Origin of the sequence: Pollutimonas sp. M17, from assembly GCF_025836975.1 — a bacterium.
Taxonomy (GTDB): domain Bacteria; phylum Pseudomonadota; class Gammaproteobacteria; order Burkholderiales; family Burkholderiaceae_B.
The window spans coordinates 3,098,022-3,114,886 of record NZ_CP107548.1; the positions used below are offsets into that span (position 1 = coordinate 3,098,022).

Annotated in this window: 17 protein-coding genes; 7 read left to right on the plus strand and 10 right to left on the minus strand. The window is 57.6% G+C overall.

Going from position 1 to position 16,865, the window contains the following annotated elements:
* The gene (locus tag OEG81_RS14585) at positions 1–912 is read left to right on the plus strand and encodes a cation diffusion facilitator family transporter (protein ID WP_264130000.1); all 912 of its coding nucleotides are present in this window, start codon (positions 1–3) and stop codon (positions 910–912) included.
* Between the two features lie 25 nt (positions 913–937).
* Here the strand turns inward: OEG81_RS14585 and OEG81_RS14590 are convergent, their stop codons facing one another.
* The 3 genes from OEG81_RS14590 to OEG81_RS14600 all read right to left on the minus strand — a co-directional run bounded on the left by OEG81_RS14590 (position 938) and on the right by OEG81_RS14600 (position 2,966).
* Positions 938–1,639: a tellurite resistance TerB family protein gene (locus OEG81_RS14590; protein WP_264130001.1), complete on the minus strand. Its 702-nt coding sequence runs from the start codon at positions 1,637–1,639 to the stop codon at positions 938–940.
* Between the two features lie 194 nt (positions 1,640–1,833).
* Positions 1,834–2,250 carry a DUF411 domain-containing protein gene (locus OEG81_RS14595; RefSeq protein WP_264130002.1) on the minus strand — a complete coding sequence of 139 codons (417 nt, stop codon included), beginning with the start codon at positions 2,248–2,250 and terminating at the stop codon, positions 1,834–1,836.
* A 35-nt stretch (positions 2,251–2,285) separates the two neighbouring features.
* Positions 2,286–2,966 (minus strand): GntR family transcriptional regulator, encoded by a 681-nt coding sequence (locus tag OEG81_RS14600; protein WP_264130003.1) that lies wholly within the window; start codon positions 2,964–2,966, stop codon positions 2,286–2,288.
* 210 nt (positions 2,967–3,176) lie between these two features.
* Between OEG81_RS14600 and OEG81_RS14605 the strand changes: the two genes are divergently transcribed.
* The 5 genes from OEG81_RS14605 to OEG81_RS14625 are packed head-to-tail and all read left to right on the plus strand — an operon-like array spanning position 3,177 to position 7,804.
* Positions 3,177–3,530: an NIPSNAP family protein gene (locus tag OEG81_RS14605; RefSeq protein ID WP_264130004.1), complete on the plus strand. Its 354-nt coding sequence runs from the start codon at positions 3,177–3,179 to the stop codon at positions 3,528–3,530.
* The gene (locus OEG81_RS14610; RefSeq protein ID WP_264130005.1) at positions 3,527–4,504 is read left to right on the plus strand and encodes an NAD(P)-dependent oxidoreductase; all 978 of its coding nucleotides are present in this window, start codon (positions 3,527–3,529) and stop codon (positions 4,502–4,504) included. The genes OEG81_RS14605 and OEG81_RS14610 overlap by 4 nt, the downstream gene beginning before the upstream one ends.
* The gene (locus tag OEG81_RS14615; RefSeq protein ID WP_264130007.1) at positions 4,501–5,652 is read left to right on the plus strand and encodes a mandelate racemase/muconate lactonizing enzyme family protein; all 1,152 of its coding nucleotides are present in this window, start codon (positions 4,501–4,503) and stop codon (positions 5,650–5,652) included. Before OEG81_RS14610 ends, OEG81_RS14615 begins: the two co-directional genes overlap by 4 nt.
* Positions 5,653–5,687: 35 nt before the next feature.
* On the plus strand, positions 5,688–6,797 hold the full coding sequence (locus OEG81_RS14620) for an enolase C-terminal domain-like protein (protein WP_264130008.1): 1,110 nt from the start codon (positions 5,688–5,690) through the stop codon (positions 6,795–6,797).
* A gap of 38 nt (positions 6,798–6,835) precedes the next feature.
* Entirely contained in the window at positions 6,836–7,804 is a 969-nt protein-coding gene (locus OEG81_RS14625) for a Bug family tripartite tricarboxylate transporter substrate binding protein (RefSeq protein WP_264130009.1), read from the plus strand.
* A gap of 197 nt (positions 7,805–8,001) precedes the next feature.
* Here the strand turns inward: OEG81_RS14625 and OEG81_RS14630 are convergent, their stop codons facing one another.
* The 5 genes from OEG81_RS14630 to OEG81_RS14650 form a co-directional block, all read right to left on the minus strand.
* On the minus strand, positions 8,002–8,616 hold the full coding sequence (locus OEG81_RS14630; protein WP_264130010.1) for a membrane integrity-associated transporter subunit PqiC: 615 nt from the start codon (positions 8,614–8,616) through the stop codon (positions 8,002–8,004).
* 44 nt (positions 8,617–8,660) lie between these two features.
* Positions 8,661–10,268 carry an intermembrane transport protein PqiB gene (locus tag OEG81_RS14635; RefSeq protein WP_264130011.1) on the minus strand — a complete coding sequence of 536 codons (1,608 nt, stop codon included), beginning with the start codon at positions 10,266–10,268 and terminating at the stop codon, positions 8,661–8,663.
* Positions 10,265–10,888: a paraquat-inducible protein A gene (locus tag OEG81_RS14640; RefSeq protein WP_264130012.1), complete on the minus strand. Its 624-nt coding sequence runs from the start codon at positions 10,886–10,888 to the stop codon at positions 10,265–10,267. Before OEG81_RS14640 ends, OEG81_RS14635 begins: the two co-directional genes overlap by 4 nt.
* Positions 10,885–11,388 carry a paraquat-inducible protein A gene (locus tag OEG81_RS14645; protein WP_264130013.1) on the minus strand — a complete coding sequence of 168 codons (504 nt, stop codon included), beginning with the start codon at positions 11,386–11,388 and terminating at the stop codon, positions 10,885–10,887. Before OEG81_RS14645 ends, OEG81_RS14640 begins: the two co-directional genes overlap by 4 nt.
* A 124-nt stretch (positions 11,389–11,512) precedes the next feature.
* Complete coding sequence (locus tag OEG81_RS14650; RefSeq protein WP_317135384.1) at positions 11,513–12,214, minus strand: MarC family NAAT transporter; 702 nt, start codon at positions 12,212–12,214, stop codon at positions 11,513–11,515.
* Positions 12,215–12,950: 736 nt separating this feature from the next.
* Between OEG81_RS14650 and OEG81_RS14655 the strand changes: the two genes are divergently transcribed.
* Positions 12,951–13,535, plus strand: a complete 585-nt coding sequence (locus tag OEG81_RS14655) for a YSC84-related protein (protein WP_264130014.1) — start codon at positions 12,951–12,953, stop codon at positions 13,533–13,535.
* Positions 13,536–13,606: 71 nt separating this feature from the next.
* On the opposite strand, the gene OEG81_RS14660 is transcribed toward OEG81_RS14655, so the two are convergent.
* Entirely contained in the window at positions 13,607–14,818 is a 1,212-nt protein-coding gene (locus tag OEG81_RS14660; protein WP_264130015.1) for an NAD(P)/FAD-dependent oxidoreductase, read from the minus strand.
* A 3-nt stretch (positions 14,819–14,821) separates the two neighbouring features.
* Positions 14,822–16,822, minus strand: a complete 2,001-nt coding sequence (locus OEG81_RS14665) for a LodA/GoxA family CTQ-dependent oxidase (RefSeq protein ID WP_264130016.1) — start codon at positions 16,820–16,822, stop codon at positions 14,822–14,824.
* Between the last annotated feature and the right edge of the window lie 43 nt (positions 16,823–16,865).

Genomic DNA, 16,865 nt, shown 5'->3' on the forward strand with positions numbered 1-16,865 from the left:
ATGAGTCCGCACTTTGCCCCCGATCGCCAGATCGCCGGGCACCGCAGCACCCTGGTGAGCGTCGCGGTCAACATCGCGCTCACCGCCATCCAGCTGGTCGTCGGGCTGTTCGCGCATTCGCAGGCCCTGGTCGCCGACGCCATTCATTCGCTGTCCGACCTGGTGTCCGATGGCGTCGTCCTGGTCGCCAACAAGCACAGCCAGAAGGCGCCCGATGCCGATCACCCCTACGGCCACAGGCGCTTCGAGACGGCCGCCTCGCTCATCATCGGCGCCCTGCTGCTGTCGGTGGGCATAGGCATGCTGTGGAGCAGCTTCGTCAAGCTGCAAAGCCCGCAAGCCATTCCCGAAGTGCACAGCGCCGCGCTGGCCGTCGCCCTGCTGGCCCTGGCTTCCAAGGAGTTGCTGTTCCGCTACATGCTGCGCGTCGCCAAGCGGGTGCGCTCGTCCATGCTGGTCGCCAATGCCTGGCATGCCCGCTCGGACGCCGCCTCCTCCCTGGTGGTGGCGCTGGGCATCCTGGCCAACCTGGGCGGCTTCCACCTGGCCGATCCGCTGGCGGCGCTGGTGGTGGGGCTGATGATCATACGCATGGGCTGGCGGTTTTTCTTCAGGTCCTTCAACGACCTGATGGATTCGGCCGTGGACGATGAAACCGAGGGACGGATACGCGGTTACCTGTTATCGACCCCCGGCGTGCACGGCATACACGGACTGAAGACCCGCAAGCTGGGCGACATGATCTGGGTGGAGGTCGACCTGGAAATGGACGGCGACCTGACCATCACCCAGGGTCACGCCATTGCCACGGAGGCGCGCAAGCGGGTCATGCAGAACGAGCCCGTGCTGGACGTGATGACGCACTTCGATCCGGTGCATATGCCGGCGGGAAGGAGCGGCGAGAGTAGCTGAGGTCACCAACGGCCAGCCAGCAGCGTTAAGCCAAGCTGCGCACCTTGGCTTCCAGTTCCAGCTTCAAGCCTTCGGGCAGCGGCATCTGGCGAGCGAGTTCATCCAGATAGGCGCGCTCCATATAGCTTTGCTCGTCGATGACCAGCAGGCTGGCCAGGTACACCTCGGCGGCCTGCTCCGGCGTTGTCGCCAATGCCGCGGTTTCCATGGGATCGGCCGGCTTGGCCAATTGCGCGTCGAACCAGGCTCGGTCGGCGGCGTGATTGCTTGCCTTGGCAATTTCCGCATCCAGCAACTGGCGCTCTTCGGCGCCTATGTGCCCATCCGCCTTGGCGGCGGCGATCATCGCCGCCAGAATGATGCGGCTGTGCTCTTCGAGTTGGCTGGCGGGTATCGCCGCCGGCGCCGGAATCGGTTGCGGCGCAATTTGCGCCGGGTTGGAAACCGCCGCCTGCTCGGCCGACTTCTGCTGCCAGTCCTGGTAGGTCTTGAGCGCCAGGGCGCCCAGCGCCGCAGCGCCGCCGTATGCGGCCACGCTGCCGCCCATCTTGCGGAACTTCTTGTTGCCCAGGAGCAGCCCCAAAGCACCGCCGGCCAGCGCGCCGCCGCCAAAGCCGCCCAACGTCGAGCCCAGGCCCGGCGCCGCCTGGTTCACCTTGCTGCCGGCATCCTGCGCCAGGCTTTGGCCGGATTGAAGAACTTGCTGCAACAGCTGCTGTATGGACATATCGGTTTACCTGTTTTGAAGTAAAAGGAACGCCACGGCATGCCGCCGGCATTCAAGAGATCTATTGTTGACCCGATTTCAGACGGCAGGTTCCCGAAGAATTGCACATTCCGGTCAGGGCGATTGCTTTAAATGGATCGAGGCAAGGGCCGGCGAAAATGCGGATCGTCCACGCCCATCACCTATCGCAGCCATCAATCTCGCGAAAAGGGCCTGCCGGCAAAATCAACAGTGACCAGATTGCCATCAAGCTGGCCCATGCCGGGCGAGTTCAAGGGCATGCCGGGCGCTGAAACACCCTTGACGGACGAATCCGCCAGCAGCTTGCGCACCGCATTGGCCGGCACATGGCCTTCGATCACCTGCCCGGTGCCCTCCACCACGCCGGTATGGCAAGAACTTAAATTCATCGGCACGCCCAGCTTCTGCTTGACCGTGGCCATATCGGCGGTTTTTATGGCTTTGACTTCAAAGCCCGCATCGCGCATGTGCTGTACCCAGCCGGAACAGCATCCGCAGTTGGGGTCCTGGTAGACAGTGATGGCGCTATCCGCCGCATGGGCGACGGTCGCCGCGGCCGCCAGGGCCGCCATGGTGAGCCAGGTTTTCACGATAGAACTCCAGATTCGTTTCAAGGAAATTTACTTCAAGACATCAACAGCTGTCTTCCGTTGGGAGGGATGTACGCGTATTGCACATAAATGGCATCGCCTCTTGTATCTCGTGCAACGATGTCCAGGCGTGCGCCAACCGTTCCCTTTGGCAATTTCAGCGCCTGCGTAACGAAAGCCGGAAGAGGCTGGACGCTCATTTGCTCTGTGTACGAGGCCGTCCGCTGGCGGTACCTTCGGAACAAAAGGTCCTTGAAACTGACACCGTTCAGCTTTGCCGTGTCGATGGACGTCAACTCGGGAAAGCGGATGGTGCAGAAGAAGATGCGCACATATAGAGAGAACTCGTTGTTGATGGAAAACTCACGGTCTATGCAGACAATTTCGCCGCTATCGAGAAAAGCATCCCAAGGACCCGCTTCCTTCACGATGAAGCGCTTCAGCACCGTGGTGTAGATCGGCAAGATTCCATCGCCGGCATCGTCGACGAAGCGGAAGTGCTGGAAGGGCCCGCCCAAAGGATGAGACTGTTTCGCGACAAAGGTTCCAGAACCATGGCGCCGAACGAGAATGCCTTCATCGACCAGCATGCGCAACGCCCGCTGCACCGTACCCAGGCTGAAGCCCGAAGCCTGCACCAGCACATCTTCAGCGGGCAACTGCTCTTCCGCCTTCCACCGCCCCGCCGCTATCTCTTCCGCCAGGGCGTTCTTCAACTGCAAATACCTTGGCAAGCCTTCGGGACCAGCCAAGCGGATATCGGGTAGCGAGCGGGAGGGTCTTATTGTCATGGCGATAGTTTATCTCCAGGTCGGAATGACTGTTGCATAAAAAAAATCGGCTTTGGCCTTGACAAGCATACGAAGTCAGACGACACTAAAGTCCTACACAGGACTATAAGTGTTTATAAAGGTGTTGGCCACAACATGATCATTGAAGAACGCATCTATACCTGCCTCTGCGGCAAGGCGGCGCAGTATGTCAAGGCTTACCAGAACGAGGGCCTGGCCATCCAGCGGCCCATTCTTGGCCACCTGGTGGGCTACTTCCTGTCTGAGATGGGGACCCTTAATCAGGTGGTGCACATGTGGGCGTACGAGGACCTTGCCGACCGGGCGCGCCGCCGCGCGATACTGCTGGCCAATCCCGACTGGAAGTCTTATGCGGCGAAGGTCCAGCCCTTCGTCCTGACGCAAGAAAACAAAATACTGCTGCCCGCCGAGTTTTCTCCATGGGCCGACGGCCCCGCCTACAGTGGGACGGAGGGAGTGCAGCCATGAAAGTTCTATGCACAGAAACAATGTCCGTTGCAGCCATGGAGCAATTGAAGAAGGTGGCCGAGGTGGTCATATTGAAGGACCGCAGCGCCAGCGGCTATCGCTCCGCCATCGCGGACGCGGACTTCCTTGTGGTGCGCAATAAGCTGCCCGACGATATCTTCCAGCATGCCGCCCGGCTTCGAGGCGTGGTCAGGCACGGTACCGGCCTGGACCTGATTCCGGTAGACGCCGCCACAGCCTTGGGCATACCTGTTGCCAATGTCCCGGGCGCCAACGCGCAGGCGGTTGTGGAATATTACGTTTCGGCCATGCTCGCCTTTGCCCGGCCTCTGGCGCGCATGGAAGCCACAATCCGAGCTCAAGGGTGGGATGCCGGACGCGCGCTCACCTCGATGGCCACACAGTTGTCGGGAAAGACGCTGGGCGTCGTTGGCGTCGGCACAATCGGCCAGGGACTGGCACAAGCCTGCATCGCCGGATTCGGCATGCAAGTGCTCGGTTTGCAAAGGGCCGGCATCGCCCTGCCCGACAATGTGCGGGCGGCATCGCTCACAGACTTGCTGGCGAACAGCGACTATGTGGCGCTGTGCTGCCCATTAACGGATGAAACGCGGGGCATGATCGGCGCGAAAGAACTGCAAGGCATGAAGAAGGACGCAGTCTTGTTGAACGCGGCCCGAGGCGCCATCGTGAACGAGCGGGCCCTGGTCGACGCCCTGCGGGAAAAACGGATACGGGGAGCGGCGCTGGATGTATATGCGAGCCAGCCGCTGGATCGGGGTCATGCCTTCTTCGAGTTGGACAACGTCCTGCTCACGCCGCATGTCGCCGGGGTTACGGCCGAAAGCTTCAACGACATGAGCTCAGGCACCGTCAAGCAGCTTCTCCAGATGATGGCAGGCGAGCGCCCCGAATATCTCGTGAATCCAGAAGCCTGGCCTGGCCGCTGCGCGCTGCGAGGAGGCCGAGCATGAGCAAGACAGACCTGGATATCGTCGAACTGCGGGCCATTGCGTCATCAGTGCCCGTACGCGATGGCGTCACGCTGGGCATCGGCCGAGCCGTCAAGCGCGACTGCGTGATCATCAAGATCGTCACACGAGGCGGGCTGGTGGGCTGGGGAGAGTCCCACCACGGCCGCTGCCCCGGTGCGATCGCCCACCTGGTAAACACCACCTTGCAGCAATTGCTGCTGGGCATGCCCGCCGATGAAGTCAACCACATCTGGGACAAGGTCTACGTAAAGCAAATGGCCAGCCATGGCATGGGCACGGCCGCCGCCCTGGCGTTCAGCGGCATCGACCAGGCGCTATGGGACATCCGGGGCCAGGCGGTCGGCTGGCCCGTCTATCGCCTGCTGGGCGGATCCCGCAAGCCCATCCCCGCCTATGCCGGCGGCATTTCCCTGGGCTTCCAGGCGCCGGACATCCTGGTGAACGAAGTCCATGCCTTGCGGGAACAGGGCTATAGGGCGATCAAGCTTCGCCTGGGCGACACGGCGGCGCTGGACATCGAGCGGCTTCAAGCCGTACGCAAAGCGTTCGGCGACGAGCTGGGCATCATGGCCGACGCCAACACGGCCTACTCGCTGGCCGACGTGCACAATGTGGCTTCCGCGCTGCGGGAATGCAAGGTTATCTGGCTGGAAGAGCCGTTCTCGCCCCATGATTATCGCAGCTACGCCACCGCCGCGGCCCTGCTGGGGACGACGCCCCTGGCAGCCGGCGAGAACCACTACACGCGCTACGAGTTCGCCCGATTGATCGAGGACAAGGCGGTTGGCATTCTTCAGCCCGACGCGTCCAAGGCCGGCGGCATTACCGAACTGATGCGCATCGCGGCACTGGGCTCGGCCTGGCGGCTTCCCTTGTGCCCGCATACCTGCGCAACGGGACTGAATATGGCCTCCAGCATTCATGTACTGGCCTCCATCGATAACGGGGGCTATTTCGAAGCCGACACCGCCAAAGAGAATTTGTTTCGTGACCGCCTGACACGGCGCGCGGACAGTCTCGATGAAAACGGCTGCGTAAGCCCATCGGACGAACCGGGGCTGGGCGTAGCCGTCGACGAAGAGTTTCTTCGCGCCCATCCCGTCATCGAAGGCCCGGCCTACGTTTGACAAACCTCTTCACCCTACAACAATCAAAGGACACCATGAAAATAATCGATGTCACCCTGACACTGTTTGCCTGGGACGATATTCCGCCAACCAGCTATGCGGCGCACACAGGCAAGTTCGCCGGCTCCAGCAAACTGGGGCTGCTGAAAATCGAAACCGACGAAGGAATCACGGGCCACAGCTTCCTGGGTTCCGCGTATTACGGCGCGGACCTGGACGGCCCCAACCTGATCAAGTACCTGAAGCCCATCCTGATGGGGCAGAATCCGCTGGACCGCGAGCGCCTGTACCACGCACTGTGGCGCAGGGCCAGGACCACGACCGTCCGCACCGTCGGCGCCTGCGATGTCGCGCTTTGGGACATCTGCGGCAAGGTGGCCGGCCTGCCCATCCATCGGCTGCTGGGCTCCTACCGGGACCGCGTCAAGGCGTATGCAAGCTCGATGATACTGGACAGCCCGCAGGAATATGCCGAAGAGGCGCTGCACTACCAGTCGCTGAACTGGGCGGCCTACAAGATCCATCCCCCGCACCCCTGGCAGGAAGACATCAAGGTTTGCGAAGCCGTCCGCAAAGCGGTGGGAGACGATTACCTGGTGATGCTGGATGCCGCATGGAGCTACCAGTATCCCGAAGCGGTGCGAGTGGGCCGCGCATTGCAGGATCTGAACTACTACTGGTACGAGGATCCTTTGCACGATGCCGACATCTACAACTATGTAAAGCTCAAGCAGCAACTGCATATTCCCATCATGGCCACCGAATTCCCGGCCGTCGGGCTCGATTCCTACGCCCCCTGGGTGCTGCAGCAAGCGACCGACTTCCTGCGAGGCGACGTGGCGCTGAAAGGCGGCATCACCACCATGATGAAGACCGCCCACCTGGCTGAATCCTTCCGGATGAACTACGAAGTCCACCATGGTGGAAACTCCCTGAACAACGTTGCCGGCCTGCACGTGATCATGGCGCTGAAGAATACCGAGTTCTTCGAAGTGCTCCTGCCCGACGGCGCCCAGAAGTACGGCCTGGCTGAAGACATCCATGCCGACGCCGACGGCTACGTCTATGCGCCGACGGATCCGGGCCTGGGCGCAAAAATCGATTTCGATCTGATCCAGAGGAAAACGGTGGCCGTACTTTCATAGGCGCGCCGCCCATTCCCATAACTTATAAAGGAAGAGACATGTCCCACTTACGAACCACCTTTTTCACGCTGCTCGTTGCGGCCTCCGCAGCTTGCAGCACCCTGGCCCACGCCGCCTACCCGGAGCGCAGCGTCAATGTCGTCGTGCCGTTCTCGGCCGGCGGCAGCACCGACATCGTGGCGCGCATCCTGGCCAACGGACTTTCCAAGGAGTTCAAGCAGCCGGTCGTCGTGGAAAACAAACCCGGCGCCAGCGGGAATATCGCGGGAGACTACGTTGCCCGATCGAAGCCCGACGGCTACACCCTGTTCGTGGGAACCAGCACATCCATCGCCAATATCTCATTGTTCAAGAGCCTGCCGTTCGATATCCTGAAGGACTTCATTCCGGTATCGCAGATCGTTCATACGCCGTTGGTGCTCATCGTCAACAATGACCTGCCGGTGAACGATGTGGCCGGCTTGATCGAATTGGCAAAGAAGAAGCCCGGCGAACTGAACTACGGCTCTGGCGGCTCGGGAACCTCGCAGCACCTGGGCGGCGTCATGTTCACGACCATGGCCAATGTCGAGATGACGCACATACCCTACAAGGGCGCCGCTCCAGCCGTCACAGATTTGATTGGCGGCAGCATACAGGTCATGTTCGCCCCTTTGATCGATGCACTGGGTTACATACGCAGCGGAAAAGTGAAAGCACTGGGCTTGACCACCGACAAGCCAGCTCCTCAGATTCCGGACGTACCACTCATCTCCAAGACGCTGCCCGGCTTCAACGTGGCCACCTGGAATGCGATCTTCGTTCCGGCCGGCACCCCGGCACCCGTCGTGGATACACTCTCGCGCGGCATCTCCACCGTGATGAGCAGCCCGGAGGTGCGCAAAACCATTGAGGACCAGGGCTCTGAAGCCGTGGGCAGCAGCCCGGCGGATTTCAAGAAGTTCCTGGATAAGGAAGTCATACTGTGGAAGGGGCTGGTGGAGTCTTCTGGCGCAACGCCTAATTGAGCGGGTTGAAAACCCGCAGTAGCAGGCCACGCCATGCCACCCTCGAATTCGCCCCCGCGATTGTCTTATCACGCGCGGGGCGAATTCGCCGCAAGGCTATCTGATTTATGGGGACGACCAATTCTCTGGCGCGCGCGACTGCAGGCGCGAGCCCGATCCGTGACAGCGCGAAAATCGACGAGGCGACACCGCAAACGCTAGCACTCGTTTGCGTTCACAACTTCCAATGTGGATATCTTTCTCGCATCGGCAGCGATGCGTTCGGCCAACAAACTGATAGCTTGCTGCTGGGCTTGGACCAACTCCACATAGCCACCCGGGGCTGAAAGGCTGAACTGGGCGCCGCAGGTCAAACCACCTTCTTTTGCCTTACCGACGACACTCAGACTCCAGTCCGCACTCAGATGGACCTTCGTGCCCAACCAAGCATCGAACCGACGCACTTGTAGCTTGACTCGCACTACCGGTGCCCGGACTGACCCCGTCAGCCCTGCGATATCCTTTGTCCCGAGTTGTTGAGTCAATGCCGCAGATAGTGCTTGACGGATTTCATCGTCCAGCATCGATGCCCAACGCTCGGTTTCAAGCACCGACACACCGTTGTCACCATGACGTACTACGAGCTGGGGACGATCGAGCTGCTCCGGAACACCAACTGGCAGGACCTCAATCAAGAAGGGCACCCGTTGCCCCGGGAAAGCAGCCTCTGATGGAGGAGCCACCAAGGTGTGATAGTGGATCGGTGCCGATGCGCAAGCACCTAGTATCAATGTAGTGACCAGTAGTATGGCCGCTTGAGAGAAGCGAAACATCAATTTGATTCCCCGAAAGTCACAGAAGAAATCTGATAAAACATCTAAGGCAAACCACGCAGCAAGGCCTCAGGGTTGCGGCCGAGCATATCGGTCAGTGTGCGCAACGAACGTGAAGTACGTTGCACCTCGAGCAGCGTTTCGCCCAGACTCTGCTGCGTTGGGGAGTCTTCGGATAGCCAATACTCCATTCCTCGCAGGGTGTCTCGAGTCTGTTTGAGCGTCTTGGATGCCTCGGGCAGAACCTGGCCATTTATCTGACGCAGTGTCGTCTCGAGATTCAAGAGCGACGCATCAAGCCTTTTGCCCATCGACTCAAGCGGCATTTTGTCTATTTTGTCCAGAATGCTGGCCACTCTATCTCCAATTTGGTCGTAACTACTGGGAATTGTGGGTAATGTCAGGGGCATTGCTTCCGCATCAAACGCAACCTTGGGCGCATCCGGTATGAAATCGAGTGCGATATAGCGTTGCCCCGTCAACAAATTCCCGGGCCTGACCTGCGCTCGCAAGCCACGCTCAACAAGGCTGCCCAGGAACTGCGAGTGCGGTGCGGCGCTTTGCCCCTGAATATCGCCGGCATCAGGCAATTTTCTCAGCACCCGCCCAAGCCGTTGCGGATACACCGCGATATTGACGATCGTTGGAAAGCGCTCGCTGTCCGGATCGTAATCAAGATCAAGCGAAACGACACGCCCGAAATCCATTCCTGAGAACTGTACTGGTGCGCCTACCGAAAGACCGGGTAGCGACTGGTCGAATTTCAACTGGATGTATGAGGGGGGCCCTTCTGGCGGGGCAAATGCCGTCTCCTGATCTTTGGCCAGTACAAATTCAGCCTGCTCAGGCGCAGGAGTGCCTCGGTCATGCTTGGGTGAATCGAATGTAATCCCTCCGGCCAGGATGGTGTCAAGGGACTGCGTCTTGAGCCTGAAGCCCTCCGCATTAACCGATAGATCCACGCCACTCGCTTGCCAGAACCGGCTACTCGTCGTGACGAGGTTCTCATAGGGTGAGTCAACGAATACCCTGATATCAATACCGTCGCCTCCATCACTCAATTTATATGCGGATATTCGACCGACTTGAATCCTTCTGTAGTAAACCGGAGATCCGATGTCCAACGATCCCAGGTCTTTCGTATGCAGAAGAAATGATCTTCCCGGCATCCCCGTGATCACGGCAGGCGGGTCTTCGAGGCCAACAAACGAAGTCGTCATCTTGCCAGATTTTGCACTATCCACCGCGATGTACGCGCCGGACAGCAACGTATCGATTCCAGACACGCCATGCATACCAATACGAGGCCGGACCACCCAGAACCGGGTACCTTCGTGCGTCAAGCTATAAGCACTTTTGACTAATGACACGTGGACGACTACGTGCGTGCCATCGCTGCTCAGATCAATTGAGGACACCGTGCCAATGGTGACGTCCTTGTACTTGACTGCGGTTTTCCCGGCCGTCAGACCTTCGGCTGTCTGAAAGGTAATAGCAATCCTTGGCCCTTCCGACAACCATGTATGCATCAGCATAGCCAAGCCAATTAGCACTGCCGTGGCAGGCACCAGCCAAATAAGCGACGGGCGGCTGCGGCGAGGCGTTATACGAAGCTCATGCGGCTCGGATGCGAGATTCGGTCCATCATTCATTCTTCATCATCCCAAATCAGACGGGGGTCAAAACTCATGGCGGACAGCATCGTGAGAATCACTACCGCACCAAAAAAAAGGATCCCCACGCGCGGCTCTATGGTAGCCAGCTCACGAAATTTCACTAATGCCACTACCACGGCGACGACCAGAACGTCGAGCATGGACCAATAACCTATGTGCTCGATCATTCGATACAATCGGGCCCGCTCCAGTCTGGCCCAGCGACTACGTTTACGCGCAGTGATCAGCAACGTGGCAAGTATTAGAAATTTCGCGCACGGCACTGCTATGCTGGCAATAAAAATCACCAGAGCGATCCCGTAAGACCCGCTATTCCAGAAACTGACGACACCGTCCGTGATGGTGCTTTCGATACCATTTCCAAAAAAACTGGTGTACATGACTGGCAATATATTCGCAGGAATGTAGAGAATCACTCCTGCTATCAAGAAGGCCCAGGTTCGGACAATGCTATTGGGAAGGCGTCGGTGCACGGCTGCCGCACAGCGGGGGCATCGTACGGCTTTGCCAGGCTCTTCAGCAGGTTGGAAAACGAGATCACAAATATGACAACGGATCATTCCCAACTGATCAGCTCGGGGCGGCAGGGATTTCATACGCGTGCCGTCGTACGCTGGCGACTATACTCGTCTATATCCCACAAAGAGGATAAATCGCGTTTCGAGACAATAGTAATTAAAATCATTGATGCCGCCATGGCCCAGATACCAGCCCCGAGGACAATGTCTGCCAGCTTGGATAGCTTTATCGCCGCAATCAAAATTCCGAGGAGCCCGACTTCGACCATGCTCCAAGGACGCAGGATGCCCAATATGCGCATCACATATACGAAGCCAGGGGCACGCCGACCAACGCGGGAATACGCAAGCACCCATCCGAGCAGGGAAATCTGCAGGAACGGCACCAGAATAATGAAAAGGGCAGCCGGCACGGCAAGGGGAACAGTGAGGCCCTGTGCCAACGCACTTGCCGCTTGCCAAAGCGTAGTTTCGTTATGTATTCCCTGTAGATTTATCTGCAGTACTGGGTAGCTGTTCGCAATCAGGAACATGACTCCAGCGGCGATCGTCAGGGCCAGCCACCCATCAGCACTCAAGCGACATCCACGGCGGAGCTCAAACGCGCATCTCTCGCAGCGCGCGACTCCTTCGTCCAACGACGTCGGGCGACGGTAGATGCTGTCGCAATATTCGCAAATCATCAAGTCTGCAGAACCTTGCCTACACATGACCCGACCCGCCACCCTGCAAAGTGACTATTTCAAGGACGCCGTTAATCAAAAACTGCACTCCCATGCATACCAACAGAAAACCCATCACTCGCGACAAAGCTTCCACGCCACCATGACCAAGCAATCTTACAAGTACCGTAGAGGAACTCAGGCAAACCCAGAATAACAATCCGAGTAGAGAAAAAACAATAATGGGAGCGACGCTCAATACCCACTCTGAAGCGTCCGGATTGATGACGCCCTTAGTGGAAGCAGCTGCGCTAATAATCAGCGCGATCGTGCCCGGCCCTGCTGTTCCAGGCAGAGCCAGTGGAACAAACGCGATATTTGGCGTCTGTTTCCGATCAAGCGCCTTTTCCACTTTATCTGCCTCAGGGATATCTTCTACTCCCGACGAAGGAAACAGCATATTGAAACCAATGCCGGTCACTATCAGGCCTCCAGCGATTCGCAAGCCGGGAACGGAAATTCCAAAGGTGTGCATGATCCAAACCCCCGCGTAGTAGGCGACCAACATAATGCCAACGACATAACAGGCGGCCTGCCTGATTTGGCGTTGACGCTCATCGTGGGGAATTCTCTCACCCAGAGATAGCAACAACGTCATGGAAGTCAGTGGATTCGCCAATGGCAACAGTACGACAAGGCCGAGCGTGACCAGTCGCCCCAACTCAATCAAATCATTCATCATTAGTCCGCTGAATGCCCCGTTGCTTACAGTCATCGATCATGGAACGGGCGTCTGTTTTTCACTCAATACCTATTGCTGCATACGCGATCCAAATAAGTGGGTCATTCCGAATTGGCGCGAGACCCAAGCACGGTTAATGGAAAGCCTACAGCGATCATTACGTCGGATGACCAGATTGAAAATTGTATCGCCGCGAGCCTGACGGAGAAGCGATTTTGTTCCATATTTACCGACGATTTATCCCATCTGGGTATTGTTTGGAGACACTGGGCCATCGTTCCTCGTGGTCGGAGCCCCTGCGGTCTTTTCTATACCAAGGGGAATGCAGCGAACAAGCCAACACATGTCGCAACGGGACAAATTGGCAATTCATTTGGGACACTGACAATCTTCCCTTTCGAGAGGCTCCAGCTAGAATAGTGCTGGTTCGCAGAGTGCCAAGAACGTGAAAGCCTACCTCTGAAAAATGCATTTTTCCGCAAAGATACAGGCTGCAGCTTTATGGGTCCCAACTTCAGCCGTTCTGATAATTTTCACCAATCTTTATATGAAACGCCAAAACTGTTGCAGTGCCTCGGCAGCGCTGGCTGAACATAGCTGCACTTTGATACGGTCGCCTGGAGGTTACAGATCGATTCTTTTATTTCTAGTCATGGAGCTCCAGTGTTTAACCACCTTGGCATGGAAGAACTGAATTTTTGGTGGATCCGATGTGTTTCTTAAAAATGGAAAATCGATGAAAAATAATTTTGCGTCTGGATTTATTGCGGCGTTTATGATCAGCAGCCTCACCCTCGCCGGCTGCACTGCCACCCCTAACAAGCCGGATACTCCGTCAGTCAACGTGTCAAAGAGCAAAGCCATCGACGCAAGCGTCGACGTCACTCTCAGTCGCATGTATTCCACGATTAAGGGTTCACGTGAGCTTGTCTCGAAATCCCGCGGCCTGCTCATCTTCCCGGACGTGATTCAAGCGGGTCTGATTGTCGGAGGCCAGTCCGGTAATGGGGCGTTGCGGGTAAATGGGCGCACAGTGAGCTACTACAATTTGTCGTCTCTATCGGTCGGTTTACAGGCAGGTGCCCAATCGAAAGCCATCGTATTCCTGTTCATGACAAAAGATGCGCTGGACGAATTCCACAACTCCAAAGGCTGGACTGCCGGCGCGGACGCATCGGTCGCTCTCGTCAAGATCGGCGAAAATGGCGTGATCGACACGACGACGGCCACCGCTCCTGTCCAGGTGATCGTGTTGACCAACGCCGGACTAATGGGCGATGTGTCCATCAATGGGACGAAAGTCACGAAGCTGGATCTTTGACACGAATCCTAGTTTCAATGGAGTCTGAGCAAATAATCGATGGAACCTGGCGCAACGCGTCGATACGGTCGTTAACGGAAGTTTTCCTGGTCGGAGTTATCGCGGCGCTGCCGACGTTGCCAAAAAGGCTGATCGGACCAACGAGGTTGGACACGATAGTAATAATCTCGTTGTGATATGTATGTTTGCCAAAGTTGCAGTTGCTGCTCAGCGTATTCGTGGATATGAGTATTGCGGCTGTCCAATGCCGACGTACCTGGCGGACAGTCTGTCAATGCATAGTGAACCATGTGTCCAGCGTGGCTACCCGTTCTGAGTGCCTTGTCGATGCCTTGCGACGACAGGGGATCATACGCTTGCGCCGCATCGCCCACCGCCATCCAGGCTTCACCGCAGAAATCCTGTAATCGCTGGCTGTTGGCGGGCGCCCCTCGAATTTCCCCACAAGGGTGAAAGCCCCTGTCATGGAGCAATGGCCTAATAAACGTCGAATCGTTCAACAACTGATCGAAGCCTTGAGAGCGCGCGGCCATTCTCGCTGCAGGCAGGTCCTTGTCGGAAAGAAAGATTACCAGCCGCCTGGTTTGGTCCCGTTCAGCGCCCGGCAAGCGATTGCTATACCACCAGCCGTGCGGCATGGCCTCAATCCGTGTATAGCGGTCATCATCTTTATTGGTACTGGAGTACCATTGCGCGTAGGCAAATAGCTGATCATGATGTTGAATGATCGGGACACCTAGCGCTCTGGCCACGACCGCCCGCCGACCGGAACAGTCAACCAGATAACGGGCGCGATATTGCCGCGCCTGCATACCTGACGTTAAGGTCACTTGCCAATTTGAGAAGCCGTCCGCGATCCTCGCGCAGCTCTCGAAGCGAGCACCTTTGAGCAACGTTGCACCGGCCGCGACCGCCCTCGACCGCAGCGCCTCATCAAATGCCAGTCGTTCGATGCACAGCCCGAAGCCCGTCGGTGTGAAGAAAAAGTCAGAGACATCCGCCTGGTCGGTTCCCCACAGCGAGGCATTGCCCGCCGTCCTAAAAAGTCCCGGCAGGTCCCGTTCGGGACGCTCGAGATCCCCCAGGAATCGCGTGACCAGGCCAATGGAGGCAGGCGGCAGCGACTCGCCCAGCTTGAAGCTGGAGGATACCCGTTCGTCCACCAGTAAAACACGCTGGCCAAATCCGGCCATCGTGTTCGCCGTAGCTGCCCCAGCTGGCCCGGCGCCGACGATAACAACGTCCCATGCTGTACTCGTCAGGTCGTTCTGCGCTGAGGGCACGGCTCAGCTTCCTTTGGCGGGAGGCCGGTTCAGTATTGGATCACGTTCTTGCTCGACGAATACGGTCGCGCCGCGATCTTTCAGAAAACTGCCGTCCTTGGTCTTCACTGGAAGCACCATCCCCAGTTTCGACCACGCATACGCCATCTGGCTGTAGCCATCAGTGGAAGATAGCGGCTCACCGTCAGCGTCGTACCCACGGAACCATTCTTTATGGGTCCTGGATTGGTTCCTTTCGTCATATTCGAAAACGACGTCCGGCCGTTGTACCGGCCACCACGCCATGTTGCATGACCAGAAGTCACCTTGCCATGGACTCGACATATAGGCGGCCAGCGAACCGGGTGCGTTGTCTTTGCCCACGCGGAACGCTTCGGCGAAATAGTCCCGATAGAGAATTAAGTAAGGGAACTCTATACCCGGGTGAAAGCCACCGCCGATGGTCGGTTCGAGCGCCGAGCTATCGAGTGCATGCGGCTGTTCGCCCAATGGCAGTTTCTCCAGGGGTATGGGCTCCTGAAGGGCGCCGACCTCGAAGTCTCCATCTGCCCAGTTCTTCAGATGATTCAGCTGCCAGTCAGTCAAGCTCAAAAACTGTTCCGGCAAATGGTTGCCCAACTGCTGGTTCTGCAAAGGTTTCCCCCCCGAACCCCATAGCTTGGGCATCTTGGAATCGTCCTCGGTGCGTTTGAACTCTTCATTCTTCCAACTGGTTGGCCGTTGTGGAGGAGCGGGCAGCAGCGAATCCACTAGCCGACCGCGCTTTCCAGGCGCATGGCGCATCAATCCATAGACCATTTGTCTTATGGGCTTGCTCTTCTCGAGTGGATCGGCCAACGAAGCTAGATACTCTGCGCTGAGCAAATCACCAGCTTGCCCCGGTCCATGGGCCGCCCCCTTCGTCGCGGGCGTAACGCCCGCCGCCTCGGCACTGACCCAGCCGTAATTTACCGCCTTGGCAAAAATGGGATAGATATCGCGGTAGAAATTCGTCTTTTTCCCAGCGTAGGGGTAGGCCTCCGGGAAAGCCTCATAAACGCGGTCTAGAATAGACACCACGTGGTACATGTGCGGGGCGAACTTAGGCGGTGCGGTGACAATCCACGCCCCCGCGCGCGGATTCCTCGTACCTTCGTCCGTCTCTACCTTCACGCCGTCACGCGTACTCAAGACAGTGCCATCCTGGAGAGTGACCGTGACATCGATCTCACCCCCACAGGTGTCATCCCACCAGCCCGGAACATTGAAATAGGAAAACTGGTTCGTCAGCGGGTTTTCACCATTTTGAGGGCCGTTTGGAGGGTTGACGGACGCGCTCGGGTTCGACAGGGCCACCTTGGGCGTCGTGACGCATTCCGTTTTTCCAGGCCCGGGAACGAACAGCAATCGACTTTGGGAGTCCAGGTGGAGCTGCCCAAGCTCAATATCCTTAGCACCCTTATAGCTGACTTCAACAGCCTTTGAAGGATCCTTCGGCGTGAAGCCTTCGTAACGCAATTCGCCTGGCAACGAAACTTTTCCAACGCCCGTGAAAATGTCCCCCTTCATAGCAACCGGGCCGGTTTGCCCGGAGGAGATCGTATGCACTCCAGCATCGATGATCAGTTGATCACGTTCGGTCGGCTTTTTGCCGGGTTGGATGGATGGATTGCGCAATTTGTCAGGATCAAACAGATATGGACCTTGAAACGCATAATTCGCCGCTTTCATATTTCTGACATGCACACGCCATCGCATGGATTTGACCAGATTCGAATCCGACGTAAGTTCCGCAACGACTTTGTCATTCTCATCATAGGCGTATACTCGATATCGCTGTGCTTGGCGCTTCAGACGCGCCTTGCCATCGCGATAAGTCCCACCGTTCGGACCCGGTCCGTTGCTACCACCCGGATCAACCACAATTCCCGGCGCCTCGGGGCCGATGTAAAACTCGTCACTGTTTCCCACGCGGGCCAAGCCCATACCGGGGTGAATGCGAATGCTCTTGATCTTCTCGGTCACTGCTCAACTCCTCTGCAAAAATTGTTTTTCAACTCGACTCTGG